Origin of the sequence: Scytonema sp. PCC 10023 (genome assembly GCF_963920835.1) — a bacterium.
Taxonomy (GTDB): domain Bacteria; phylum Cyanobacteriota; class Cyanobacteriia; order Cyanobacteriales; family Nostocaceae; genus Kalymmatonema.
This window is the reverse complement of sequence record NZ_CAWUDP010000086.1, coordinates 1-24,342: the sequence shown is the minus strand read 5'-3', so window position 1 is coordinate 24,342 and position 24,342 is coordinate 1. Positions and strand designations below refer to the sequence as shown.

The following is a 24,342-nucleotide window of genomic DNA, read 5'->3' as shown; positions in this document are numbered from 1 at the left end:
AATTGAAGCCAGAAAGTGCAAATATAACAAAAAAGCATCCAGGGGCAAATAGCCAGCTTTAACAAAACCTATCTTATTACCGAGCAGGGTAAGGTATTTTGGTTTCAAGGCTGGGTAGTCTAAATACAAACGCAATCACGGCTGGAAATATCTGTAAACAAGTGGGAAACTATGAGAATTTTGGTGACGGGCGGTGCTGGGTTTATTGGTTCCCATCTGATTGATCGACTGATAAGTGAGGGACACGAAATTATTTGCCTGGATAACTTTTACACAGGTCGCAAAGGCAACATACTCAAGTGGTTGGATCATCCTTACTTTGAAATGATCCGCCATGACATCACTGAACCAATTCGTTTGGAAGTTGATCAAATTTACCATTTGGCTTGTCCAGCTTCCCCAGTGCATTACCAGTACAACCCTGTGAAAACAGTCAAAACGAACGTCATGGGGACGCTTAATATGTTGGGGTTGGCTAAACGTGTGAAAGCACGAATTTTATTGGCCTCAACTAGTGAAGTCTACGGCGATCCGGAAGTTCATCCTCAAAGCGAAGAATACTGGGGTAACGTTAATCCTATTGGAATTCGCTCATGTTATGACGAAGGCAAAAGAATTGCTGAGACATTAACATTTGATTACTACAGACAAAATAAAGTCGATGTTCGGGTAGCCCGTATATTCAACACTTACGGACCTCGGATGCTAGAAAACGATGGTCGGGTGGTTAGTAATTTGGTTGTTCAAGCACTGCGGGGTATTCCTTTAACCGTTTACGGAGAAGGTTCGCAGACTCGTAGTTTTTGCTACGTATCAGACTTGGTAGACGGGCTGATCCGACTGATGAATAACGACTACATCGGTCCAGTCAATTTGGGAAATCCCGATGAATATACAATTTTAGAATTGGCGAAAACAGTGCAAGACTTGGTGAATCCGGACGCACAGATTAAATTTGAGCCATTGCCTTCTGACGATCCACGTCGCCGTCGTCCCGACATTACAAGGGCAAAAACTTGGTTAAATTGGGAACCTACCATTCCTTTACAAGAGGGGTTAAAACTGACTGTAGAAGACTTTCGCGAGCGTATAAAAAGTGCTGAGTCCTGAGTAAAAAACTCGTGGCTCCCTTGTAAAAAGTTCTTTGTAAAAGATTAACCCCAAAAAGCGAGGAATTGAACAAATGCGTGTTTGCGTCATCGGTACTGGTTATGTAGGTTTGGTAACAGGTGCTTGCTTAGCTCACATTGGGCATGATGTGATTTGTGTAGACAACAACGAAGAGAAAGTCAAGATTATGAAGTCTGGGCAATCGCCCATCTTTGAGCCTGGACTCTCAGATATTATGCAGTCTGCCATTAGTACAGGTAAAATTGAGTTCTCAACAGACTTGGCTGCAGGAGTCGCCCACGGGGAAATTCTGTTTATTGCTGTGGGAACGCCACCTTTACCAACAGGGGAAAGTGATACCCGTTACGTTGAAGCGGTTGCTCGTGGCATTGGTGCCCATTTAGACGGTGGGTATAAGGTGATTGTGAATAAATCCACAGTACCCATTGGTTCAGGAGACTGGGTACGGATGATTGTCTTAGATGGCATAGCCGAACGCCAAAACACACTGATCACCGCTGGTAGAGCGCCAACTTACGATAAGTTGCCTGAGATTACAGCGCAGTTTGATGTCGTCAGCAATCCCGAGTTTTTGCGGGAAGGTTCGGCGGTGTATGATACCTTCAATCCTGACCGCATCGTATTGGGAGGCAACAGTCCAAAGGCGATCGGCATGATGAAAGAACTGTATACCCCGATTGTTGAGCGCAAGTTTGCAGATGACCCATCTCTACCCCCAGTGCCAGTACTGGTAACAGATTTAAGTTCGGCAGAGATGATCAAATACGCTGCTAATGCCTTTTTAGCAACCAAGATTAGTTTCATTAACGAAATTGCCAACATTTGCGATCGCGTCGGTGCTGACGTTACCCAAATTGCCAAAGGTATTGGTTTAGACTCGCGTATCGGTAACAAATTCTTAAACTCTGGCATTGGTTGGGGTGGTTCCTGCTTCCCCAAAGACGTTGCAGCCCTGATTCACACCGCCGATGACTACGGTTACGAAGCTCAGTTGCTAAAAGCTGCTGTTTCTGTCAACGAACGCCAACGCGTGCTTGCCATTGAAAAACTCCAGCAAACTTTGAAAATCCTCAAAGGGAAAACTGTGGGATTATTGGGTTTAACCTTCAAACCCGATACCGATGATATGCGTGATGCTCCAGCACTCAATATTATTGAGCAGTTGAATCGACTGGGAGCCAAAGTTAAGGCATACGACCCAATTGTTTCTCAAACTGGTATGCGTCATGGTCTGACCGGTGTGCTGGTAGAAACCGATGCTGAAAGACTTGCCGATGGCTGCGATGCTTTGGTACTTGTGACCGAATGGGAGCAGTTCAAAAACTTGGACTACAGCAAGATGGCAACGTTGATGGGCCACCCTGTGATGATTGATGGTCGTAACTTCCTTGACCCTGAAACCTTGATTAGGGCTGGCTTCCAATATGTAGGTATCGGTCGCTGTCGCTAACCCAAGATTTGATTTCTCGTTCCCAGCCTCAGGCTGGGAATGCTATTTTAGAGGCTCTGCCTTCATCAAATGGGGATGGTTGACACTCCGAGCGCCTAAAGGCGTGAGGATTCTTGCTTCAACCGTCCTCCCTAGATATCCAAATGCAAGCATTCAAATATCCCCGTTTGGATACGTCCACAAGCGCACACGGACTGCCCGACCGCGTTTGAAAGGGTTTCTTCAATTTCTTGCTTTTACTCCCACATTTGTACAAGATTTAGGATTTATACTACCAGGGTTCCGGGTCAGGAGTTGTCCGCTAGACCTACTTCGTCTTTTTTATGTGCGCATTACCGCTATATTCTATTGTCGCACGACACGGGCATTTTTGTTCCCGAGTTTAAAAGCCGTCCTAGAACGACGGGGCTTTAGACCCAGTCTTTCGGTAAACAATACCGTTGCTGTTAAGACTTATGCGTGACAATTTCATACTTGTAGAGACGCGCCATGGCGCGTCTCTACATTGGCAATCTTGCTAAACCTCTTGCAGAAGTCATTTTATAAGAAATTAGGGATTTTTAGGAATACGCTCAATCTCTGCATAACCACTAAAAATCAGCTTTTGTCCCTCTGTTTCTAAACGGTTGAGCCGCATTTTCACCCCATCTAAGTCAAAGCGGTCTAAATCGACCATATTATCTAAAATTTCCACAAGTGCCAAACTCAAGGTTTGTGAGATTTCTCGTTGTGCTTCTGGTACTGAGTCAAGTTCAATTTCTGGGTCTTTAAAAGAAACACGTCGCCGCCGTTCAATACCTATAGTGACGGTCATATTCAGCGGTACAAGTTCACCGTTGTTTAAATCAGCCTTGGCTAAAATCCGCATTCGATTTTCAGGTAGTAACTGTACCTGGATTTCAGGAAAAGAGACTGGTTGACCGCCAGATAATGCTGTCAATGCTGGTACAGTAAGATTTTCAAGACGCTTTGTTACCAATTCTGCTTTAAAAGATTGATTTATGCCCGCTTCTAATAGGACGACTTGAGCAATAGCTTGAGTCGGTTGCTTCAGGCGCAGCTTACCGCTCAAAACCGAGCTAAAGTCAATGGAAACAGCATCGGTTTCTATAGAAATTTCCTCAGCAGCAAAGTCTCTGCGGATAACTAAGCCACGACCTTTCATTTTGAAGCTATCGATGCTACCCTGCAAGAGTTTGCTAGAGGGAAAGCAACGGACAGAGACTTCCACTGACTCGCTTTGAGTGAACAAGTGGCGAATCGTTTGGCTCGCGACTGTGTTGAGCATCCGCTCTCCCCAGTCACTGCCTTTAGGATCTGTTAAACCAGTAAGTCCGCCTAACATTCGAGTTTAAGTTATAGAAGTTCTCTGTATTTTTGTAACAAATTGTGAACGATTCAGCAACTGTTTGGTGATTGATAGTGCTAATGGGAAGGGGTGAGATGGCTAATGAGCGAGTCGATAAGTAGGTAAAAATACGTCTTTAGACTGAGTTCAACAATCAGCTTGCCCTTATGTGTTCAATCGCGACAAAGAGTGCATCGAGCATCACTTCAAAACTGGCATCAGTTGAACGGTTTAGTGTTAGCAATCCTGCTTGCTCCACAGCAATAAAACCGGAAACTGCAGCGTTTACCATTCGCATGACATCAATCAGTTGATTTTCACTCAAGTCATAGGATTCTAACCCCGTTCTAAAGAAGCTGAGGGCTTCCTGAATGATTGGGGAAGCTTCTGGATCGGTCGGTTGTAGTTGAACTTGCATCATCACCTTGTAAAACGCTGGATGCTTTCGGGCAAAATTACGGGTTGCGTGTCCACCTGCCTTAAGCAGCGCACGAGGATCGCTCACTCCGGCGGTTTGTTGCTTGTAATAGGCAAAAAATCTCTGCCAAATGGTTAATACAACTGCTTGGCGTAAGGCGGCATTGCCATCGAGATGCTTATAAATTGCCGGTGGTTGAATGCCCAACTCCCGCGCTACTCGATTCACACCAAGGGCAGATTCTCCTTCTCGATCAAGGCAAGCGATCGCAGCTTCAATGACATCCTGCCGCGTCAAGGAGTTTTCTTTCTTAGGACGACCCATCAAAAAACCTAATTAGTTAACATAATTAACTAAAAGTTAATACAATTAATTTTATCGAGATCTCAGTTGAGATGACAGCAATCTCGATTCTTTCCTGCCATTTCCCACACAAGTTACTATGAGCGATCTAGTCTTTACCCCTGCCCATGAGCTTGCTCAGATGATCCGCGATCGCACGGTTTCTTCAGTTGAAGTACTGGATGCCCATCTAGCGCAGATCGCCAAACATAACACTAAGCTAAGCGCCATCTGTACCTTAGACGAAGAACGTGCCCGTCAACAAGCCAAACAAGCTGACGAAGCCCTTGCACGAGGCGAGAACTGGGGCATTCTGCATGGAGTGCCAATCACGATTAAAGACATATTTGAAACGGCTGGACTGCTGACTACCGCAGGCTATAAGCCGCTTAACGACTACATCCCTAAACAAGACGCGACCGCCGTTGCTCGCCTCCGGACTGCTGGGGCAATTATCCTGGGTAAAACGAACCCGGCTGAACTTGCCAGCGACTACCAAGGCATAAACGACTTATTTCCCCGTGTCAATAATCCCTGGAATTTGAACTATACGCCTGGGGGTAGTTCTAGCGGCAATGCTGCTGCAATTGCGGCAGGGCTTTCACCTTTAGATTTAGGCGATGATATTGCTGGTTCGCTACGTCAACCGGCTCACTTTTGTGGTGTTTTCACTCTCAAACCAACCGATCGCCGTGTATCTACAGCCGGTCACATTCCTGAAGTTCCAGGAATGCCCAGATGTATTCGTCAAATGCTGACCGTTGGACCTCTTGCCCGCTCGATTGAAGATTTAAGGCTTTGCCTGCAACTTATAGCTGGACCCGATTTACGTCAACCTGACATTCCACCTGTTGCACTGGATACTCCTGCACCTCAAAGCTTACAAGCACTGCGAATTGCGTGGACAGACGAATTCCCACCTTTTCGGGTTGCCTCGTCCATTCGTTTAGCGATGCATGCTGTTGTCAACAGCTTGGTGCAAACGGGTGTTCACATCAAGCAATGGATTCCAACAGGGTTTGATTTTGCCGCCGCTTTGCAACTCTACAACGATGTTGTAGTTTACACCATGCTTTACGCTCAACCCGTTGATTTGGATGCAGTTGGGAAGACGATTTCTGTCATGTTTCGTGAGTGGACTCAAGGGGATAAGGAATTGCGATCGCTCTACACTTTGACTGGGGTTTTGCCCAAGTTCTTGAACCCAACGCTGAAAGGTTACTTTCAGGCGTTGCAACAGCGCGATCGCTTCATTGCCCAAATGGAGCAAGCGCTCTTGCAATGGGACGTATGGTTGTGTCCTGTGGCAATGACCACCGCATTTACGCACCGCCCGAAAGGTGAAGCGGTTGAAGTGGATGGCAAAAAAGTGCCTTACTTCATGGCTTCTGGTGCCTACACGATGCCATTCAATCTTACTGGGCATCCAGTCGTTGTGATACCTATTGGACAGACACTAGACGGATTACCGATTGGAATGCAAATTGTTGGTAAACGATGGCGAGAGATGGAATTACTGGCGATCGCTCAAGAGATTAACAAAGTGGTTGGTAGCTTCCAACACCCACCTGGTTATTAAGTGGTTAATAAAGTCTAATTAACCGATTTTTCCGTAAAGTCCTGATAGGTGCAAGTAGTATTAATCTGCGATTCTTTGAAACGGCAGCAACAAGACCATGCGAAAAATACGGTTGTTCATTGCCTCTAGTCTTGACGGATACATTGCCAGGACATCAGGAGAGGTAGATTGGCTATTCACCGACTCTGACTACGGTTACAAGGAGTTTTTTGACCAAATAGACACAGTACTGATGGGTCGTAAAACGTATGACCAAGTCTTGACATTTGGGGAATACCCATACAAAGGTAAAGAAAGTTTTGTTTTCTCAAAAACTGTGCAAGCTGAAACAGACAACAACGTGGAATTTGTCAAGGGTAATTGGAAGGGCTTTATTAACACATTGCGTCAATCGAGTGGTCGTGATACTTGGTTAGTTGGGGGAGCACAGACGATTCATTATTTCATGAAACACGGTTTTATCGATGAACTGATTCTCTCGATACATCCAATTATTCTAGGAAGTGGGATTCCACTGATTGTAAATGATCCCAGCTTGGAAACAGCACTTGAGTTTAAGGATGTGAAAACTTATGATTCCGGATTGCTGCAAGTGTCTTACGATTTAAAAAGAAAAGCCACAGACAAGGAAACTGTATCAAAAGATATTTCTTGAAATTGAGGATTTAAAGTAAAATTTAAGATTTAAATGCGTTGGTTCTGCATCATGCAGAATCAACAATGGAATTTGAAGAGTAGCTTAAATCAGTTTACGTGATGTGTTTTGCCTTCTCACAAAATATGGAGAGCGCTTATTCTATGATTAGACCACAAATCGTAAGGTCTGCCTTGCTCATGAAAGCTTATGTGATGGACATTTAAGATATGAGTGAGCAATGCCCACTCTACAAAAAACTGCTGTAAGTAACAGGGTAATCTGGATGAGCCGGACAAGTTCGACGAACATAATATGCTGAATATGCATCTCTATAAGTAATAAGACAAACTATTCAGACATTGTGTGCGATGAACCTGATAAGCCAATTAAAACTAGCATTTGTTAAACCTCTTAGTTGCTTGACACTGTGTTTGTTGACTACAAGTGTGACATCACCTTTAGTGCTAGCTGAAACGAGTTATCCGCAGCAACCACAAAGACTAGCACAATTGGGAGACAGGGAACAGCTGGAGCGATCGCGCCTCATTCAAGAAGCAAATGTTTTGTATAGTCAGGGAAACTTCACAGGTGCAGAAGAAAATTTACGTAAGTTGATCAAGAAATTTCCCAAAGATGCTTTTGGATATTATCAACTAGGGAATGTCCTTTATCAACAAGGCAAAGCCGAAGAAGCAATTACTCAATACAAAGAAGCTATTCGTCTCAATTCGCGCTATGCTCTTGCTCATAATGGAATGGGCATTGCTCTTGCTAGTCAAGGTCGTTTACAAGAAGCTATTGCAGAGTATCAAAAAGCACTAAAAATTAATCCCGAATATGCGGAAGCGCTGACAAGTCTGGGACAGGCGCTGTGGCAGCAGGGCAACCGGAATGAAGCATTGGCATCTTTAGAAAAAGCTGTGAATATCTTCAAAGCACAAAATAGACCTGATAGAGCTAACCGAGTTGAACAGCTTTTGCAACAGATTAAAGCAAAGGATGATCCCTCGGTATCATGAAATAAAGTGCAGAGAAAATATTCTTAGGTATTCCAACAAATAAATTATCCAATGAGAGTGGGGTGGCACTAAGCGTCCCCCCAGTTTCTAGGACGGGCGCTTAGTGCCACTCCCACAAGAAAAAGTTGGATATTTTTTTATTTGGAAGTCTCTTAATGCTTATGGCGTAAATACTTCCGCCTGAAAGAGGTGCGAGCATTACAATGAAAATCAGATAGATGCCTGGTGAAGCCTATGACTTCCGTCACTACAGCTACCGACTCGGTATTAAGTTTACCCGACCACACGCAGTTGCCGGACTCCGATGGGACATTTGTGAAAAATTTGCAAGAACATCCCCAAAGTATCTTACTCACAGATTCGATTAAACCCGTCCTAGAACAACTGCATCCTGATGGTCAATATTGTATCGGGCAGGATTCTGGCATCTACTGGCGATTGACTGATCCCCCAGAGAAAGGAGCAGAAGCACCGGATTGGTTTTACGTCCCTCATGTGCCGCCAACTCTCAATGGAAAAATGCGGCGTTCCTACGTTTTGTGGAAGGAGTATATTGCGCCGTTAATTGTGATTGAATTTGTATCTGGAGATGGCGGTGAGGAGCGAGATAAAACGCCGCCATCTCAGAGAGAAGATGGGAAAGTGGGCAAATTTTGGGTTTATGAGCAAGCAATTCGCGTCCCTTATTATGCGATTTATGAAGTAGAAAAGGCACAGGTGGAGGTATACCGCCTCGTAGATAATACTTATGAAGTTATGACACCCAACGAAAGGGGACATTATCTGATTGCGCCAATGGCAGTAGAATTAGGAATCTGGCAAGGGTGGTATCAAAATGCAGACCTACCTTGGTTACGTTGGTGGGATGCACAAGGAAATTTACTCCTAACAGGTGAGGAACGCGCTGAAGTTGAGCGACAAAGAGCCGAAGTTGAGCGGCAAAAGCGGGAGACAATTGTAGAGAAGTTGCGCTTGCTTTCTCCTGAACAACTCAAAACATTGGGGATTGACCCAGAAATGTTGGATTAAAATAAACTCCACAAAGGAGATTGAAATGAAGGTGTTGAAACTAGCAAAAGCAAGGATAACTCATGGAATTTGTGCATCTTTATTTTTGACTTTTGTTGCTACACCTTTAGCTAGTGCTGCTAATAAAGCTGGTGATTATCGACAATTAGGGCTTTCATATCGGCAACAAGGGCGGTATCCTGAAGCCATAGCCGCAATGCAAAAATCTGTAGAACTCGAACCTGAAAATATTATGGGACGAGTGAATTTAGGTTGGACATTGCATCTAGCAGGAAAGGAACAAGAAGCAGCACAATCTTTATGGCAAGCAATATATCAAAAGCCATTGTACGTTCCTGCTTACAATGCTTTGGGAATTGTTTATTTGGTTGATAGCAACTTAACAGCAGCGGTGCTGGTTCATACTTGGGCAGCAATTCTCAAGCCTGATAATGAAATTGCTTATTTTAACTTAAGTTTAGCATTGCATCGGTTACAAATTTATAACTTAGCTATAGCGACAGCTAACCGTGCCGCTATTCTGGAACCAAATAATCCTCATCCTTTGGTTGCTAGTGCGATCGCCTATTGGGATAATGGTGACAAAGATACCGCCAAAAAAGTTTATACCAAAGCGATAAGCTTAGATTCCAGGTATAATAATAGAACTTTTTTAAATCATCTCAAACAAGCTGCTTTTAACCAAGAGCAAATACAAAAAACAGAGCAAATACTGTCTAACAAAGTCAATTGACTCTTGTATAATATCATGAGCCGAAAAGTAGCCATAAGAAAACTTGTTTGTACTAAGGACTTTAGTCCTTGTTTTAGTGGAAGAGGACTAAAGTCCTCACTACAAATTTATTAAGGCTTTGTGTGTGTAGCCTCAGCCTTCTATGGTATTGAGCATCTAAGAATTTTTTCAACAAGTCTAATGAGCAACAGCACCACCCGTAGGCTTAACTTTCTTAAGAAAGAAAATAGCAATACCACTAAGTAACAAAGCAATGGCAATAAAGTAGAAACAATCGTTAAAAGCCATTACAAAAGCTTCGCGGCGGACTATTTTGTCAATGGTGGCTATTGCTTGGTTTTGCGCTGTACTCAAATCTACTCCGCCTCGATTTGCAAAATACTGCGTCAATTGGTTAATTCTCTCTTGGGTTGCTGGGTTATATAAAGATATTGATTCCCCTAATCTATTAGAATGAAATTGCTCTCTATTGGTTAACAGAGTTGCTAATGCTGCAATTCCGATAGAACCGCCCAGATTACGCATCATATTAAACAAACCACTTGCTGAACCTGCTTCTTTCGGACTTAAACCAGCAGTAGCAATAGAGGTCAGTGGTACCATAATCAGTGGTTGTCCCATTGCGCGAACAAGTTGCGACCATCGTAATTGATCCAGTCCTGTTTGATAAGTCATTCCTGCGTTCATAAACGCACTCACCGCAAATAATGCCACACCCACAGCAACCATGAAGCGTACATCAATGCGTTGCATCACTTTTGGAATAAAGGGAATAATAAACAATTGAGGAATTCCCGCCCAAATAAGTACTTCACCAATTTGTAGCGCATTGTATCCTTGAATTTGGGCTAGATATAGCGGCAAAATATAAATTGAACCATACAATCCCACTCCTAAAGAAACATTTACAACACTTGCTAAACCAAAGTTACGATATCGTAAAAGCCGCAAATTAATAAATGGTTGCCTACGAGTTAATTCAATCCAGAAAAACAGCGCTATAAAAATTGCAGCTAATATGCTCAGGCGCACAATCAATGGTGAACCAAACCAATCTTTGCGGCTACCTTCTTCTAAAACAATTTGTAGGGAACCTAACCCAATTGCCATTGAAATAATTCCCCACCAATCGCCTTGTTTTAACAATTGCAATTGGGGTCGTTCTTGCTTAATTCCATACCACACCCCAGCAAGCATCAAAGCCCCTGGGAATACATTTATATAAAAGCTGTACTGCCAACTGAAGTTTTCTGTTAACCAACCTCCTAATGTTGGACCAATTGATGGTGCAAAAACTGCTGTAATTGCAAACGCGGCTAGCCCAATTGCCTGCTTAGACGGAGGTAAAGTTGTTAGTACAACCGTCATGGCAGTAGGAATTAAAACTCCTCCTGTCAATCCTTGTAAGGCGCGGAAGACAATCATAGAATTGAGATTCCACGACCATGCACAGCAGATAGAAAAAAAGATAAATAAGGCGGTGTTAACTAAAAGATACCGTCGCAGGGAAAACACCCGAGACAACCATCCTGTTAGGGGAATAACAACAATTTCCGCCACTAGATAAGCAGTAGAGATCCAAGAACCTTCTTCTAAAGTAGCCCCCAAAGACGCTTGAATATCTTGTAGAGAAGCGTTGGTTATTTGAATATCTAGCACCGCCATAAATGCGCCTACCATACTCGCCAAAACGCCAATCCAAGTTCTTAGCGGGACTGGTTGATTAGAGGAAGATTGGTTAGAACCCTGATTGCCTTGGTTGCCAACTGCATTTGTATTAGCCACAGCAGTACTCCAAGTATTGAATGAGAGATATGTTTCTATTTTTTACCCTAACGCTAAAAGGATGTGGAGAGCATTCTGTCCGCAGGTAATATTATGTCTGATTAAAGAACCTTACTAAGTTTGTAGTGAGGACTTTCGTCCTCTTGGGCGAAAACTAAGGACTGAAGTCCTTACTACATACAAGTTTGATTAGGGGTAATTTGCCGGACTTGATATAATATTTCAACTGAGAGTAAAAAAACTCTAATTTGAGGTTTAATTAGTGTTTCGCAGTTGTTAAGATGCCTTTTTGCTCATAAATTACGAGTACCAATTTCCTTAAAGCAGGCAACTGTTTGGCAAAATAGATAGATCCTAAAATACAAGCAATACCATCAATAATTAAAGTGTAAGGAGCGCCGATTTTCTCCGCTAATGCACCTCCCACTAAATTACCAAAGGGTATTATTCCCAAAAATGACATTGTGTATAAGCTCATGACTCGTCCGCGTTTATCCTCGTCAACAATTGTTTGTAAAACTGTGTTGCTACCAGCAATTTGGATAATTGTTCCGCAACCAACAAATAACATTGTTAGCAAAGAAAGTGGAAGCAAACGCGACAAGGCAAAGCCAATCAAACCTATTCCTAAAATTCCTGGACCCAAGACAATTAATTTACCAAGTCCCACGACTGTTTGCCGCGTAGCTAAATAAATTCCACTAAATAGCGCTCCGACTCCCGATGCTGCCATCAAAAAACCTAGAGTTTGTGCGCCACCTTTGAGGATTTCTTCTGCAAAAACCGGAGCAAGGACGGTGTATTGCATTCCGAAAAAGCTGACTAAAGCTGATAGTAATAACATTGCCCGAATTGGTGGGAAGCCAAAGGCATACGTAAATCCTTCTTTAATTTGTTGCAAAGGATTGACGTTAGTTACTGTTGTTTTCCAAGGTTTAAATCTCATCGCCAACAAAGCCATAATCACAGCAATGTAGCTTAAACCATCAATTAAAAAACAGTAAGCTGCACCAACTTGGGCAATGAGTAAACCACCAATGGCTGGTCCAACTAACCGCGCCCCGTTGAACATAGTAGAGTTGATAGCAATGGCATTTGCTAAATCGTCTCTGTGTTCGACCAACTCTGTCACAAATGCTTGTCGTGCTGGCGCATCAAAGGCATTGATAAATCCTTGTAACAAACTCAAGGCGATGATGTGCCAAATGTGAATTACGCCTGTAAACGTCAGAAATGCTAGCGCCAATGACTGAATCATCGCCAGTATTTGCGTGCCAATCAGAGTACGATGACGAGAAAAGCGATCCACAAATACCCCACCAAAGGGAGTCAAAAAAAAGCTAGGAACTTGACTGGTAAATCCCACAATCCCTAACATCAAGGGGTTGTTGGTTAAGTGATAAACTAGCCAAATCGTGGCAAGTTGCGTCATCCACGAGCCAATAAGGGAAATGCCTTGTCCGGCAAAAAACAAACGGTAGTTTCTTGACCTAAGTGCTGGTAACAGTGCTCTCTTTTTACTTGTTTGTGCGTTCATTAAAGCCTGAGTTTATACCAATCTAATATCCTTTCATAGATATCATCTGACTTGACACCAAACCCCTCTCCACAGGCGGAGTGGGATAGCACTGCTTTTGGAAGAGGTTTGAGAGTTCAGGTGAGATTTTTCCTTATCGCCTGTACCCTATCCCCTCGTCCTACTTAACTTTCACACTGACTTCCGCAGACATCCCTGGTGTAATGCGCGATTCGTACCCCTTGACGCTCTGTTGGTCAAAAACAATTTTTACAGGAACACGTTGCACAATTTTCGTAAAGTTACCTGTGGCGTTATCCGGTGGTAAGAGAGCAAACTGTGCGCCAGAGGCTGGCGAAATGCTATCAACGCGACCCTTAAAGGTATGATGAGGAAAAGCATCGAGCTTAATCTCTACTTCTTCTCCTGGCTTCATGTCTTCCAACTGAGTTTCTTTGAAGTTGGCGACTAGCCAATAATCGTTATTGACAATTGCCATTAAAGGTGTTCCGGCTTGTACCCGGTTCCCTACTTCCACTGTTTTCCGCCCTATCCGTCCAGCAGCAGGAGCGGTAATGTTGGTGTAGGAGAGCTGCAACTGTGCATCTTTTAAGGATGCTTCTGATTGAGCGATCGCTGCTTTTGCTGCTTCGTACTGGTTACGGTTCACGTTTGTTTGTTGTCCACCAGCAGTTGCTTGTTGCAATCCACCTTTGGATGCAGCCAGTTTTGCTTGAGCACTTGTTACCCCTTCTTGTGCTTGTGCTAATCTTGACTGTGCTTGTTGCACTCCCTGTCTTGCAGAGGCTAGCCGTGCTTGTGCTTGTTGCACTCCTTGTAAAGCCGCATTTCTTTGGGCTAAAGCCACATTATACGCTGCTGTGGCTGTCTCTAGCTGCTGGCGGGTAATTGCCCCTTGCTCAAACAGAGTATTGTAACGGTTGTAATCTGCTTGCGCTCTTTGTAAATTGGCATTTGTTTGTGCTACCTCCGCTTGTGCTGCGGGAATTCCCGCTTCCGCTTCCTTAACAGCAGCTTCAGCCACTGGGATACCTGCTTGCGCCTCTTTGACTGCTGCTTGCGCTGTGGCGATCGCAGCTATTGCGTTGCTCACTTCGCCTTGCGCCTGAGTTGTCTTACCACTGGTTGTTTGTGATGCTAGAGCAATATTGGCTTGTGCTGCTTGAGCCTGACGACGAGCATTTTGTAGCGCCGCTTCTGTTTGCTGCACTTTAACTTGATAGTCCCTTGGATCTAGCTTCACCAACAGCTGTCCCTGTTGCACTTGCTGGTTGTCATTCACCAACACTTCACTCACAGTTCCGGGAATGCGCGTGCTAACTTGGTGGAGGTGTCCTGCGACTTGAGCGTTGTCTGTCTCTTGATGAGTAGAAGCATACTGCCACCACTGATAACCAAAACCGACCGCAGCTACAGCACCCACACCCAATCCTGCCAAAATCAAAGCTATCGGTTTTTTCTGCTTTGGTGTTTGGGGGGGTTGGGGTTTGAGTTCCTTGTTCTCAATTTCGGGCTGAGTTTGGACATCACCTTCTTTTGTTGTTCTCAGTGGTACAGCTGTGTTTGTAGTCTGATTCGTTGTAAGAGCTTCCAAAGTCTCTAAGTCTTTAACGAGTTCTTTGTCCAAAACTGCAGTTGTTTTATGTCCGTTACGTCCGTTGGTGTTGGTAGTGTTTGTCCGTTCCATGATAGTTAAATCCTCAGTATTATTTTCCGTCAGCAAATTGCTTAGGGTACGAAATATTTGAATAAAGATATTTAGAGAAAAGGTATTTAATAGATTATTACTTCGTATACGTACTATTTTTCGCAAAAGACCTAGGAAAGCGCTTCACCCAATGAGGTGATCCTACGATAAGTTATTTATTGCCTTAGTTAGAAATTGGGAAAATTGTTCGCGTTCAGCGTAGGAAATACCGTGCATGGCTTGCTCGCGAATTTCTACCGCAATAGGTGGTAGCACTGTTTCGAGTTCTCTTCCTGCATCGGTTAGCCAAATACGCCAAATGCGGCGATCGCGAGAATCCCGTTCTCGACGAATCAAGCCTCTTTCTTCCATTCTATCCAATACGCCAGTTAACGTACCTCCCACCTGTTGGAGTTTTTCTCCAATACTGGAAGTGGGTAAACCGTCTTCCTCCCACAAACAGCACAGAACCACCCAGTGAAAGGGGGTTAGTCCAAACGGCTCCAACCGCTCGGTAAACCTGCGAGCGAGCAGTTGTGAGACTAGTTTGATCCTGTAGCCAATTCCGTATGGTGCGCGGACTTGCTGCCACGACTCCAAATCTTGGGACTTATTGGGTTTAGAGACCATCTGTGCAAAAACTTAGCATACGTAATATTAATATAGCATTATTTGACCAGTTAGCAAGAACTGATTGCCACTTTCTCATGAAGTCACTAAGCTGCCGCATGCATATGACTTGCCGACTTTGAGCTGACAATATAATCTACAACCTAATCATCCCCTTATCAGTCAAAATAGATCATGGGTTACAAGATCCCCGACTTCTTAAAGAAGTCGGGGATCTGACGCCTACGACATGTCAAAATTAATGGCATAAATTACTCGTGCTTTACAGCGGTTCTTAGTTGTTAAGTTGTATCAAACTTACCTTTTGTACAGTACCGAGAACTTGATGAGGCACAGATAACTCAGCCGCCTGTTTGACAGAAACCCAAGCATAACCAGAATTTGGTAGTTCGGAAAGCTGGACTCGCTTGCCGTGGTGAGGAGTGTAGAATTTGAGTAACACGTCAGTTTTGCCTCTTGTGTCCACAAAGTTGATAGAAGATGAGTGTAAAACTTGAGCAATTGCTGGCTGTTGAATAAAAGCTTTGATATCAGGGTTGTAGTCGCCTATCAAGCCACTGCTACCAGCCACAGCCAAAGATATCCAAGCAGGAACTAACCAACCCGCCAACCAGTAACGACTCGTCAGAAACTTTTTGCCAAAGTGGTAACGACCAATCCACACTAAAGGTAATATTAACCAACTGATTCCTGATGCTAATGCCAGAAGAGCGTACTTGCGAACTTCTGCATTACCCAAAACAGAAGCGACTATCCCCGCTACTAACAGCAAAACACCTACTATGCCAAAGGCATAACTCAGATTGCGAGGAATTTTTTTTAGAGACGCGCCACGTCTCGTCTGTACATCCTGGTAAATTTTGCTTAGCCAATTTAACCCAAAAGCAGCAAGCAAAGCGATGAATGGATATAGGGAAAGACTGTAGTGAGATAAACGAGTGGAGAAAAGACTGAGTTCAGCAAACAAAATCAGGGGATAGCCAACCAATATCAGTTGGTAGCGAGGAACCGGACGACGAATGAGCAAAACTAAGCCTAAAAGACTCAAAAAAAACCAAGGAAATGCTTTTACAGGTAGATTCCAGAAATAGAACTCTAACCCATTATTACCGCGTTCACCAGACCCCAACTTAACAACAAAGTTAATTAATTGCCCAAAACTCGCATCACCGTATCGTAACCAGCTTAGCCACAGCCAGACAAAGGTGGGAATTAAACCTACTACAAACCCGAAATACAACATTGGGTTTGCAAGATGACGATGACGGCGATGCTCTTTTAGGAGATAGGGTAGCAAAGCTATCATTGGCAAAACAATCATAAAGCTTCTGACTAAGAAGCCCAAGCCGAAACTAAAACCGACTAAAAAGCTCCAAGCAGAGCGATATTTAGGATGTAATTCAGCTTTAAGTAAAGACCAAATTGCTAAAAGTACTAGGAAAATCATAGGCACATCTGGTGTGCCTAAACGACAGTATTGCAGCCAGAGAATTTCTACACTCAAAATAGCAGCAGCAAGCCAAGCAACCTTTTTTCCCAGGAAAATTTTGCCGATTTCGTATAGAAGTAGTACGCTGAGGGTGCCAGTAATCATACTTGGCAATCGCCCACTTGCTTCACTGATACCGAATAGCATGTAGGAACTGGCAACTAACCAATAAGGACCAGGAGTTTTATGATGAGGAGTTGACCAGGGATGTATCCAATCGCCCTTGTCTATCATAAAGCGCGATCGCCAAGCATAAAGCCCTTCATCATGTGCCATCAAGCTACTCTCCCCAGAACTAAATAGCAATAAGGGGAGTATCCAAATTAACAAAGTGACGTGAGGATAGGCACGCAAAAACCCCGTAACAACCTTCATGGGATGAAGAAATTGTAGTTTATATAACATTGAATTATGACTAGCCAAATTCTTCCTTTGGCTCATTATATTTTTATGTCTCTTCTTAGAATACGTATGGTGGTAGATCAATTGTTTCCGCCAAACGGTACCTAAATTAACAAAATTTTGGAAAAATTTGTTCTCAATAGAGGTTTATGCCGCTTAGACCAGACCAACGCATTAAGCTAGATGATACAGACGACAAGCTGTTCTATGATTATCCCCGCTTCGTCACTCATGTGGACGAAGGTTTTATTCAACAGCTGACGGACTTATACCGCGATCGCCTCAAACCCAACACTCGCATTTTAGATATGATGAGTAGTTGGGTTTCACATCTGCCTCAAGACATATCTTTTGCTCATGTTGAGGGACACGGACTCAACGCCGAGGAATTGGCACGAAATCCCCAGTTAAATCATTACTTTGTCCAAAATCTCAACGAAAATCCTCAGCTACCCGTACCAGACCAGGATTTTGATGCCGTTCTCAACTGCGTTTCAGTGCAGTATTTGCAATATCCAGAAGCGGTATTTTCAGAAATTCACCGCATCCTCAAACCTGGTGGTGTGGCAATTTTCAGCTTTTCTAACCGAATGTTTTTTCAGAAGGCGATTCAAGCGTGGCGAGAGGGTACAGAAGCCAGTAGAGTTGAATTGGTAAAAGGCTATTTCTCTGCTGTTCCAGGTTTCACGTCTCCAGAAGTAATTGCTCGTGTGTCAACTCTTCCCAATTTCTTACAGTGGATGGGTGTCACGGGAGGAGATCCGTTCTATGCTGTCATTGCTTACCGTAGTAATTAGCCATCGTTATCAAAAACTTCGTCTGATTACAAGCCAAAAGCAGCATCGATAAATTTCCACCTAATGTCAAGCAAAACAAGGAGGCAAACATGAATTTCCCGCGCGCCCGTAGAATTTTTGCAGCTTTGTTGTTATGTGTATTAGTATTTACAACAGCTTGCGCTCCGAAAACACCCACTCGTTTTGACCAGGTGCAACAGGAAAGCAGCCAACAAAGAAGCGGTCAGGCGGTTGCGAAAGATGCAACCCAAGGTGGCGAATTTAACAAGTTCTTCCCAAGTCCTCAGGCTGGCTACCAGCGCGTATTTACTCAAGAGAAAAAAGGCTTTGCTGAAGCGAAGTTGAAAAAAGACGGCAAAGACGTTGCTGTCATTTCCGTTAATGATACACAAGCAATCAAAGGGAGCGCCAACCCAGCGGCAAAATTCGTAAACAGCTCAAACACAATAGCGGGATATCCAGCTGTCAGCCAAGGCACAACCGGCACTGCTATTTTAGTTGGCAATCGCTACCAGGTGAAAGTACAATCCCGCGATCCGTCATTCACAGAAGCTGATCGCGAAGCTTGGTTACAGAAATTTAACCTTAATGGTTTGACGCGGCTAGCTAAAGCCCAATAACTAAAAAAAGACAATTAGCAATTTGGCAAGTGGAATCCTGAGTAACCAAAAAACAATATAGGAGTCTATTGTGAGCAAACCGATTCAACAATTGGTTGATGAACTACCAACCAACAACTTGACCGTTTCTGCATTGCGATCGCTCGATTTTGTCGCTCCTGGTGAGTGGCAAAACGTAGTAGGCTTTGTCAACACCATCAAAACTGTGACTGGTGAAACCGACGAAGATTTGATTCAGCAAATTGGCGAACGCGCGATTTATCTCTACAACGACCGTTCTCAGGGATATCAACGAGCTATGTGGCTCTATCAAACTGTCGATAGCACAGATAGAGCACTTGGTGCAGCTGCTTTGGCGAACAAAGTCGGTGAGAAAATTCCCCTTTTAGGTTTTTTAAACCGAGTCACACCCAAAGCTGAAAAAGCCCAAACCATCGACTTGTCCCTGAAATTAGTCGCTGAGTTAGTAGCCTTCTGCCAAATTAACGGTATTCCCGGAGACAGCATTGGGGATTTTGTCGCGTCTTTGGGTGAATACAGTGGTGAGTCGTTCATGCGTATGGCTGCATTAGTTTGCTTTGATGGTTTGATACCCCTAGGTCCAGACTTCATCAGTACCGCACTCTCTAAAATTAATCAGACAAGTCCTCAGGAGTTAGAGCAAAACTCGACTTTTCAGAATATTAGCCAAGACATTCCAGGTAACAATTCCGGTAGCAAACTGAACTTTATCGGTGAAAGCTTCAACTCAGTGAGTGGTTGGATGAGTGGTTTGGTTGCTTCCAGGGGTTTAACGCCACAAAAGGTAGCCAACAACTTGCAAAACTTTATCGACTTTGCTGATGACAAGTTAGACTACCTCGCCGCGTTCCTGGATGTATCGACGAATTACTACGAACATACTGGCACGCAAACCTTAGCACGTCGCTTGATTGAACGAGCTTCGGCTGAGATTTAACTCAATAGCTTTATAGGTAATTGGTAATACTTTATATTACCGATTACCTAATACTAAAGAATTATCAAAAAAATATACTTCTAAAGAGGTAATTCTAGCCGTTGTCATCCCGATGAAGCATACATTAATCTGCGTTTATCTGCTACAGCGTGCGGTTCCTTTATTCTTCACTATATTCCACCCAATTGAAAAACGAGCGCGTAACTATTCCAGCTTTCACACGCAAATCAACCTAATGGCTGGTTTTATAACCCAGATAAGTTACGTATATTAAGGCAGGTGATGTGCTTGTTCTTTTTCCGTAAAAGCACGGCATTGCCGTGCTTTTCTTACCTCGGCAAATTGGCTTCCTTCACAGTCGCGGACAGGAAAGGTTCAAAGCGTTGAAAATTTTCCAGTTTCTCGAACTGACCGGTCTGCGAACCTGGATCAAAGGCAGTGGTTATCACATAAAGTGCTTTACCATCAAAGGCAACATAACCAAGATGCTGCTCTTTGATTCCACCTTTTTGCTGAATTCCTAAAAACCGATAGCGGATTCCTTGAAGTTTACCAACCGATACTTGTTGTGGAGACTGTGCCGAGAAAACAATACGGTCACTATACAGATTCCGACGGTCTTTCTCCAAAATATTGTGATGCTCCGCAACCCAAAGTTTCAGTGCAGTTGCTAACTGGTTTTGGTAGTTGGGTTTTTGGTAATCCACGTTTGAACTTGGTGGAATACCAGCTTTTGCCAACATCTGTTGAAAATTTGTTTGCTTCTCCAGAGGATAAACTCCTATTTCAACCGTACCCAAAATATTTTTATTTGATGACACGCACAACAGAGGAGCATTTCCATCACAAGCAGCAACTTGCCAGCCAGGAGGGGCAGATGTTTTTCTTAAGATACTTTTCCAGATATTTCCTTGATTTGGTTGAGAGTTGCTGGATGTGGTTTGAGGCTGCTTTTGAGCAGCATTGGCTTGTTCTGGAGACGGCTGTGATTTGTTATTTGAAGACAAGTAGGGGAGAGCGTATTTTACAAATCCCAGCGGTGTGAACACCACCAGCAAAATAACACCAAGCAAGACGTGATACAGTCGTAACATTTTTTTATATTGTGCGTGAGATAGCAGATAAATAGTATCTATAAAATTTGTCGATATCTTGTGAAGAAAGTTTCTTCTCTAGCTTGTATGCCAAGATACTACTGTACCGATACAACTTACACGCCAAGTCAATAACTTTCCGGAAATGTCACGTTGATTTACCCCACACGCCAGTCGCCTGCGGAGGGAAACCCTCCTGCAGCGCTGGCTCCCCTTAATCCCCTCCCCAAGGCATCGGGGAGGGGAGGTTTTGGCGCAAGACAAAACCGGGGTGGGGTGAAGCGAGAATCGCGGGCAAATATAAGGGCCATGAGGCAACGTAATTACAAGGTTCTTGGCTTAGACACGTATGGCAAGATGCCCACCCCACAAGATTGGATAATTTATTTGTTGGAAATCCCTTAGGCGATTTGAACATGTCTTTCGTTACAAATGTATCGAAAGGGTGCGCCTAACACACCCTACAAGAATTTTATTTTTACTTTATAAATAACCTCTGACAGACGTTTCAAACTACTTTTCACTTTGCCTAATAATTGCAGTTATTTCTTCAAAAACCAAGTCAGCAGAGTGTTGGACAACAGGACTTAATTCCAGTCCAAAATCAAGATTTTCTGCTTCAATTAAATAAACCGTCACCTCTTCGGGAAAGTCTTCTTTAAAGATTTTCTTACCTGCGGCTAAAGCATGATCCCAACGAAAATCATGCAAATTATAACTAGGTTCCGGCAAGGCTTCAAGCTCTTTGCCAGGAACTTTAAATACAGCGCCTGGTTCAGAACCCGTCGAACTTGCATCAATAATGATTAACTTTTTGCTGCCTCTTGCTTGAAACATCACCTCCATCCCAGCAGTACCACAGTCATAAACTTGCACATGAGGATGAGGATGTTGGACAAGATATTGTTGTAAGCGTTGGGCAATGATCACACCTACAGCGTCGTCACTACGGTTAAGATTTCCGCAACCGATGATTGTGAGTATGGAAGAATACTGCATTTATTTTGATTGTTCGTGATATAATCCCGCAGGCAAGCTGTTATGAGAAAAATGTTAGAACCCTGGCAAGTCATTGGAAGTAAGACGACTTATGAAGATGCTTGGTTGAAAGTTCAAAGCGATTGCTGCTTGACGAAAAGTGGTAAGGTGATCGAGCCTTATCATGTTCTTCAATATCCCACTTGGGTCAATGTCGTTGCACTGACTTCTGATACAGAAATTTTGCTGGTGCGTCAGTACCGTCATGGAGTTGCAAGAATCCTGACTGAGTTACCATCTGGGGCAGTGGAGTCAAGTGATGAAAATCCTGAAGCTGCAATACGACGGGAACTGATGGAGGAAACAGGATTCACCGGAGGTGAGTTTTTTCAAATCGGCTGCACCTATGCTAACCCAGCTAATCACAATAATTTGGTTTGGTCATTCCTTGCTATTAACATACAGCTAACTCAAGAATTGAAATTAGATTTTAATGAAGAAGTTGAAGTTATACGCGAAGATTTTAAGGAATTTTTAAAGCAGGTTTGGCAAGGAAATTTACCGAAGAAAGGCAGAGGGCAGAGGGCAGAGGGCAGAAGGAAAGAAGGTAAGCTTTGATACAAAAATAAGTCCTCTGTTCTCTGCCATAAGGTTTAAAGCCCCTGAATTTATTTATGGAGAAAAATAAACGCGTAGCAACTTTATTAAATCCCCCGAATTCATTCGTGGGGACGCCTTCTGCCTTCTGCCTTCGTACTTCTGCCTTCTTAAAACTACAGGGGTTGCATATTGCTGCGCTGCATTTTGCTGTTTTCTTTATTTTTCAGAATCAAATGCCGATTTTTGGGAAATTACGTCAGGAATTAAAAGAGAATCTCATTAGGGAATAGCTGTAAACTTTGGGCAATGAGTACACCTACAGCGTCGTCACTGCAATTGAGATTTCCGCAACCAATGATTGTAAGCATGGGAGTATACTGGATTTCTTTTGATTGTGTTGTGATATATAGCACTTTTCGTTTGGATGAAGTACAGATAAATCTCGTGTAAATCTCGTGTCCATCTGTGGTTCTTATTTTTTGATGTATTGCACTCAACACCAGAACCGCTATAGTCCCGCAGGTAAGTCGTCAGGAATTTAAGAGATAAGCTACTAAGGAATTAAGGCAAACAAGTTATTCCGTCTGGCTATCTAACCAATATGAAAATCTTTCGGCAGCATGAGCAATATCCTGCCTTTAGTAATAGAGTAAAGTACGAGTACTTTTGCAAAACTAAATATATACCTTAGTGTAAAATTCTTGAATTTTACTCATAGTAATTATTAGGCATCTCCTATGAAAAACGATTTTAATTTAATCCCAAAACCTCATGAGTTACAACAGCAGATCGCTGAGGCGGTTTCTGAGCTTAAAGAAGAATTGTCTCTTGAGCAAGGGCAATTACAAAATCAGCATTTGCGCCACCCAATTGGGCTATCAACAGGACTTTTCTCTGCCTTGAGTGCGATCGCCCATGTCATCGGCTCTACAAGACGAAACTTGAATTAGTACTTCGTGCAATCCCAAATTTTCTAACCGTAGGATTTTTATTTTTCCATCAAATTTTTAATTTTCCCCAATAGACGCGGCATCTTGATTCGTTTTGTGTCGTGTTCATGGCACCCTGCTGCCAAAGCTTTTTCGCGATCGCCGATAGCCATCGACTCGTCATTTATAGGACTTACGCCAGAAAGCTGAGTATATACGTCATTGCATTACAGAAGATGATACCTTTGGCTGGTTTAATCACTGTGGTCTATTTACCTGAAAATTGCCGTAAACATTAACCCAGGCTGTGCAAGGGTTTGAAATTAGTTGTCGCAGATGTCTATTGTGAGTGATGGGTGCCGCACTCATTACCCCATACCAAGGGATACCGAAAAGCAAGTTTCTTACCGATTTGGTAGGCGCTCATCGCACATTTTGCCAATTTCACTAGCATCGGGATCATTGGGGTTAGTTTTGAAATACTGACGGATGAACGCGCACCCTTGCCTGAGTAAATTATCAAAATTCCATTTCCACAGTTTCACCGTGTTGTCCATACTAGCAGTTGCCAGCATTTTGCCATCCGGGCTGAAGCTGACGCCAATAACCGAGTCTGTATGCCTAGTAAGGATTTTAATTTCTTTACGTCTAGCGGTATCCCACAGTTTCACCGTGTTGTCATCACTAGCAGTTGCCAGGATTTTGCCATTCGGGCTGAAGCTGACGCCCCAAACCCCGTTTGTATGCCCAGTCAGGGTTTTGATTACTTGACCTGTAGCGGTATCCCACAGTTTCACCGTGTTGTCATAACTAGCAGTTGCCAGCATTTTGCCATCCGGGCTGAAGTTGACCCCCCAAACCGCGTTTGTATGCCCAGTCAGGGTTTTAATTTCTTGATATGTGGCGGTATTCCACAGTTTTACCGTCTTGTCCATACTAGCAGTTGCCAGGATTTTGCCATCCGGGCTGAAGCTGACGCCCCTAACCGCGTTTGTATGCCCAGTCAGGATTTTAATTTGTTTGCCTGTAGCGGTATCCCATAGTTTTACAGTCTTGTCATCACTTGCAGTTGCCAGCATTTTGCCATCCCGGCTAAAGCTGACGCCCCTAACCGCGTTTGTATGCCCAGTCAGGATTTTAATTTGTTTGC

General features: G+C 43.5%; 24 protein-coding genes and 1 pseudogene. 14 read left to right on the top strand and 11 right to left on the bottom strand.

Going from position 1 to position 24,342, the window contains the following annotated elements; all coding sequences use genetic code 11:
- Positions 1 to 171: 171 nt before the first annotated feature.
- The gene (locus ACM0OZ_RS36335) at positions 172 to 1,110 is read left to right on the top strand and encodes a UDP-glucuronic acid decarboxylase family protein (protein WP_414587698.1); all 939 of its coding nucleotides are present in this window, start codon (positions 172 to 174) and stop codon (positions 1,108 to 1,110) included.
- Positions 1,111 to 1,183: 73 nt separating this feature from the next.
- The gene (locus tag ACM0OZ_RS36330) at positions 1,184 to 2,581 is read left to right on the top strand and encodes a UDP-glucose dehydrogenase family protein (protein WP_414587697.1); all 1,398 of its coding nucleotides are present in this window, start codon (positions 1,184 to 1,186) and stop codon (positions 2,579 to 2,581) included.
- A 550-nt stretch (positions 2,582 to 3,131) separates the two neighbouring features.
- Here the strand turns inward: ACM0OZ_RS36330 and ACM0OZ_RS36325 are convergent.
- Positions 3,132 to 3,926, bottom strand: a complete 795-nt coding sequence (locus ACM0OZ_RS36325) for a DUF2993 domain-containing protein (RefSeq protein ID WP_414587696.1) — start codon at positions 3,924 to 3,926, stop codon at positions 3,132 to 3,134.
- A 157-nt stretch (positions 3,927 to 4,083) separates the two neighbouring features.
- The gene (locus ACM0OZ_RS36320) at positions 4,084 to 4,671 is read right to left on the bottom strand and encodes a TetR/AcrR family transcriptional regulator (RefSeq protein ID WP_414587695.1); all 588 of its coding nucleotides are present in this window, start codon (positions 4,669 to 4,671) and stop codon (positions 4,084 to 4,086) included.
- A gap of 118 nt (positions 4,672 to 4,789) precedes the next feature.
- Here ACM0OZ_RS36320 and ACM0OZ_RS36315 point away from each other — a divergent pair, with 118 nt between their 5' ends.
- The 5 genes from ACM0OZ_RS36315 (at position 4,790) to ACM0OZ_RS36295 (ending at position 9,686) form a co-directional block, all read left to right on the top strand.
- Positions 4,790 to 6,268 (top strand): amidase, encoded by a 1,479-nt coding sequence (locus ACM0OZ_RS36315; RefSeq protein ID WP_414587694.1) that lies wholly within the window; start codon positions 4,790 to 4,792, stop codon positions 6,266 to 6,268.
- Between the two features lie 97 nt (positions 6,269 to 6,365).
- Positions 6,366 to 6,923, top strand: a complete 558-nt coding sequence (locus tag ACM0OZ_RS36310; RefSeq protein ID WP_414587693.1) for a dihydrofolate reductase family protein — start codon at positions 6,366 to 6,368, stop codon at positions 6,921 to 6,923.
- Positions 6,924 to 7,273: 350 nt separating this feature from the next.
- Positions 7,274 to 7,924: a tetratricopeptide repeat protein gene (locus ACM0OZ_RS36305; RefSeq protein WP_414587692.1), complete on the top strand. Its 651-nt coding sequence runs from the start codon at positions 7,274 to 7,276 to the stop codon at positions 7,922 to 7,924.
- A 234-nt stretch (positions 7,925 to 8,158) separates the two neighbouring features.
- Positions 8,159 to 8,953 (top strand): Uma2 family endonuclease, encoded by a 795-nt coding sequence (locus tag ACM0OZ_RS36300; RefSeq protein WP_414587691.1) that lies wholly within the window; start codon positions 8,159 to 8,161, stop codon positions 8,951 to 8,953.
- Positions 8,954 to 8,978: 25 nt separating this feature from the next.
- Entirely contained in the window at positions 8,979 to 9,686 is a 708-nt protein-coding gene (locus tag ACM0OZ_RS36295) for a tetratricopeptide repeat protein (RefSeq protein WP_414587690.1), read from the top strand.
- Between the two features lie 177 nt (positions 9,687 to 9,863).
- Here ACM0OZ_RS36295 and ACM0OZ_RS36290 read toward each other — a convergent pair whose 3' ends face one another.
- From ACM0OZ_RS36290 to ACM0OZ_RS36270, 5 genes are all read right to left on the bottom strand, one after another.
- Positions 9,864 to 11,471, bottom strand: coding sequence for a DHA2 family efflux MFS transporter permease subunit (locus ACM0OZ_RS36290; protein ID WP_414587689.1), 1,608 nt, complete (start codon positions 11,469 to 11,471; stop codon positions 9,864 to 9,866).
- A gap of 259 nt (positions 11,472 to 11,730) precedes the next feature.
- Positions 11,731 to 13,008, bottom strand: coding sequence for an MFS transporter (locus tag ACM0OZ_RS36285; RefSeq protein WP_414587688.1), 1,278 nt, complete (start codon positions 13,006 to 13,008; stop codon positions 11,731 to 11,733).
- A 160-nt stretch (positions 13,009 to 13,168) separates the two neighbouring features.
- Positions 13,169 to 14,695, bottom strand: a complete 1,527-nt coding sequence (locus ACM0OZ_RS36280) for an HlyD family secretion protein (protein WP_414587687.1) — start codon at positions 14,693 to 14,695, stop codon at positions 13,169 to 13,171.
- Positions 14,696 to 14,857: 162 nt separating this feature from the next.
- Positions 14,858 to 15,325 carry a MarR family winged helix-turn-helix transcriptional regulator gene (locus tag ACM0OZ_RS36275; protein WP_414587686.1) on the bottom strand — a complete coding sequence of 156 codons (468 nt, stop codon included), beginning with the start codon at positions 15,323 to 15,325 and terminating at the stop codon, positions 14,858 to 14,860.
- Positions 15,326 to 15,599: 274 nt separating this feature from the next.
- Positions 15,600 to 17,219 (bottom strand): ArnT family glycosyltransferase, encoded by a 1,620-nt coding sequence (locus ACM0OZ_RS36270; protein WP_414587685.1) that lies wholly within the window; start codon positions 17,217 to 17,219, stop codon positions 15,600 to 15,602.
- A 146-nt stretch (positions 17,220 to 17,365) separates the two neighbouring features.
- Here ACM0OZ_RS36270 and ACM0OZ_RS36265 point away from each other — a divergent pair, with 146 nt between their 5' ends.
- From ACM0OZ_RS36265 to ACM0OZ_RS36255, 3 genes are all read left to right on the top strand, one after another.
- On the top strand, positions 17,366 to 18,013 hold the full coding sequence (locus tag ACM0OZ_RS36265; RefSeq protein WP_414587684.1) for a class I SAM-dependent methyltransferase: 648 nt from the start codon (positions 17,366 to 17,368) through the stop codon (positions 18,011 to 18,013).
- An 89-nt stretch (positions 18,014 to 18,102) separates the two neighbouring features.
- On the top strand, positions 18,103 to 18,633 hold the full coding sequence (locus ACM0OZ_RS36260; protein WP_414587683.1) for a hypothetical protein: 531 nt from the start codon (positions 18,103 to 18,105) through the stop codon (positions 18,631 to 18,633).
- 70 nt (positions 18,634 to 18,703) lie between these two features.
- Positions 18,704 to 19,591, top strand: coding sequence for a hypothetical protein (locus ACM0OZ_RS36255; protein ID WP_414587682.1), 888 nt, complete (start codon positions 18,704 to 18,706; stop codon positions 19,589 to 19,591).
- 329 nt (positions 19,592 to 19,920) lie between these two features.
- On the opposite strand, the gene ACM0OZ_RS36250 is transcribed toward ACM0OZ_RS36255, so the two are convergent.
- On the bottom strand, positions 19,921 to 20,685 hold the full coding sequence (locus ACM0OZ_RS36250; protein ID WP_414587681.1) for a hypothetical protein: 765 nt from the start codon (positions 20,683 to 20,685) through the stop codon (positions 19,921 to 19,923).
- Between the two features lie 513 nt (positions 20,686 to 21,198).
- Positions 21,199 to 21,669 (bottom strand): hydrogenase maturation protease, encoded by a 471-nt coding sequence (locus ACM0OZ_RS36245; protein ID WP_414587711.1) that lies wholly within the window; start codon positions 21,667 to 21,669, stop codon positions 21,199 to 21,201.
- Positions 21,670 to 21,735: 66 nt separating this feature from the next.
- Between ACM0OZ_RS36245 and ACM0OZ_RS36240 the strand changes: the two genes are divergently transcribed.
- Positions 21,736 to 22,281, top strand: coding sequence for an NUDIX hydrolase (locus ACM0OZ_RS36240; protein ID WP_414587680.1), 546 nt, complete (start codon positions 21,736 to 21,738; stop codon positions 22,279 to 22,281).
- A 56-nt stretch (positions 22,282 to 22,337) separates the two neighbouring features.
- The gene (locus ACM0OZ_RS36235; protein WP_414587717.1) at positions 22,338 to 22,553 is read left to right on the top strand and encodes a hypothetical protein; all 216 of its coding nucleotides are present in this window, start codon (positions 22,338 to 22,340) and stop codon (positions 22,551 to 22,553) included.
- On the opposite strand, the pseudogene ACM0OZ_RS36230 reads toward ACM0OZ_RS36235, so the two are convergent.
- Positions 22,548 to 22,631: pseudogene (locus ACM0OZ_RS36230) on the bottom strand (hydrogenase maturation protease); the annotation flags it as partial. The gene ACM0OZ_RS36235 and the pseudogene ACM0OZ_RS36230 sit on opposite strands and share 6 nt — an antisense overlap.
- Before the next feature lie 369 nt (positions 22,632 to 23,000).
- Between ACM0OZ_RS36230 and ACM0OZ_RS36225 the strand changes: the two are divergent.
- A complete protein-coding gene (locus ACM0OZ_RS36225) occupies positions 23,001 to 23,213 on the top strand; it encodes a hypothetical protein (RefSeq protein ID WP_414587679.1) in 213 nt (70 codons plus the stop codon).
- 107 nt (positions 23,214 to 23,320) lie between these two features.
- Positions 23,321 to 23,491, top strand: a complete 171-nt coding sequence (locus ACM0OZ_RS36220) for a hypothetical protein (RefSeq protein WP_414587678.1) — start codon at positions 23,321 to 23,323, stop codon at positions 23,489 to 23,491.
- A gap of 105 nt (positions 23,492 to 23,596) precedes the next feature.
- Here the strand turns inward: ACM0OZ_RS36220 and ACM0OZ_RS36215 are convergent.
- On the bottom strand, positions 23,597 to 24,342 hold a 746-nt coding region (locus tag ACM0OZ_RS36215; protein WP_414587677.1), incomplete at its 5' end, for a WD40 repeat domain-containing protein.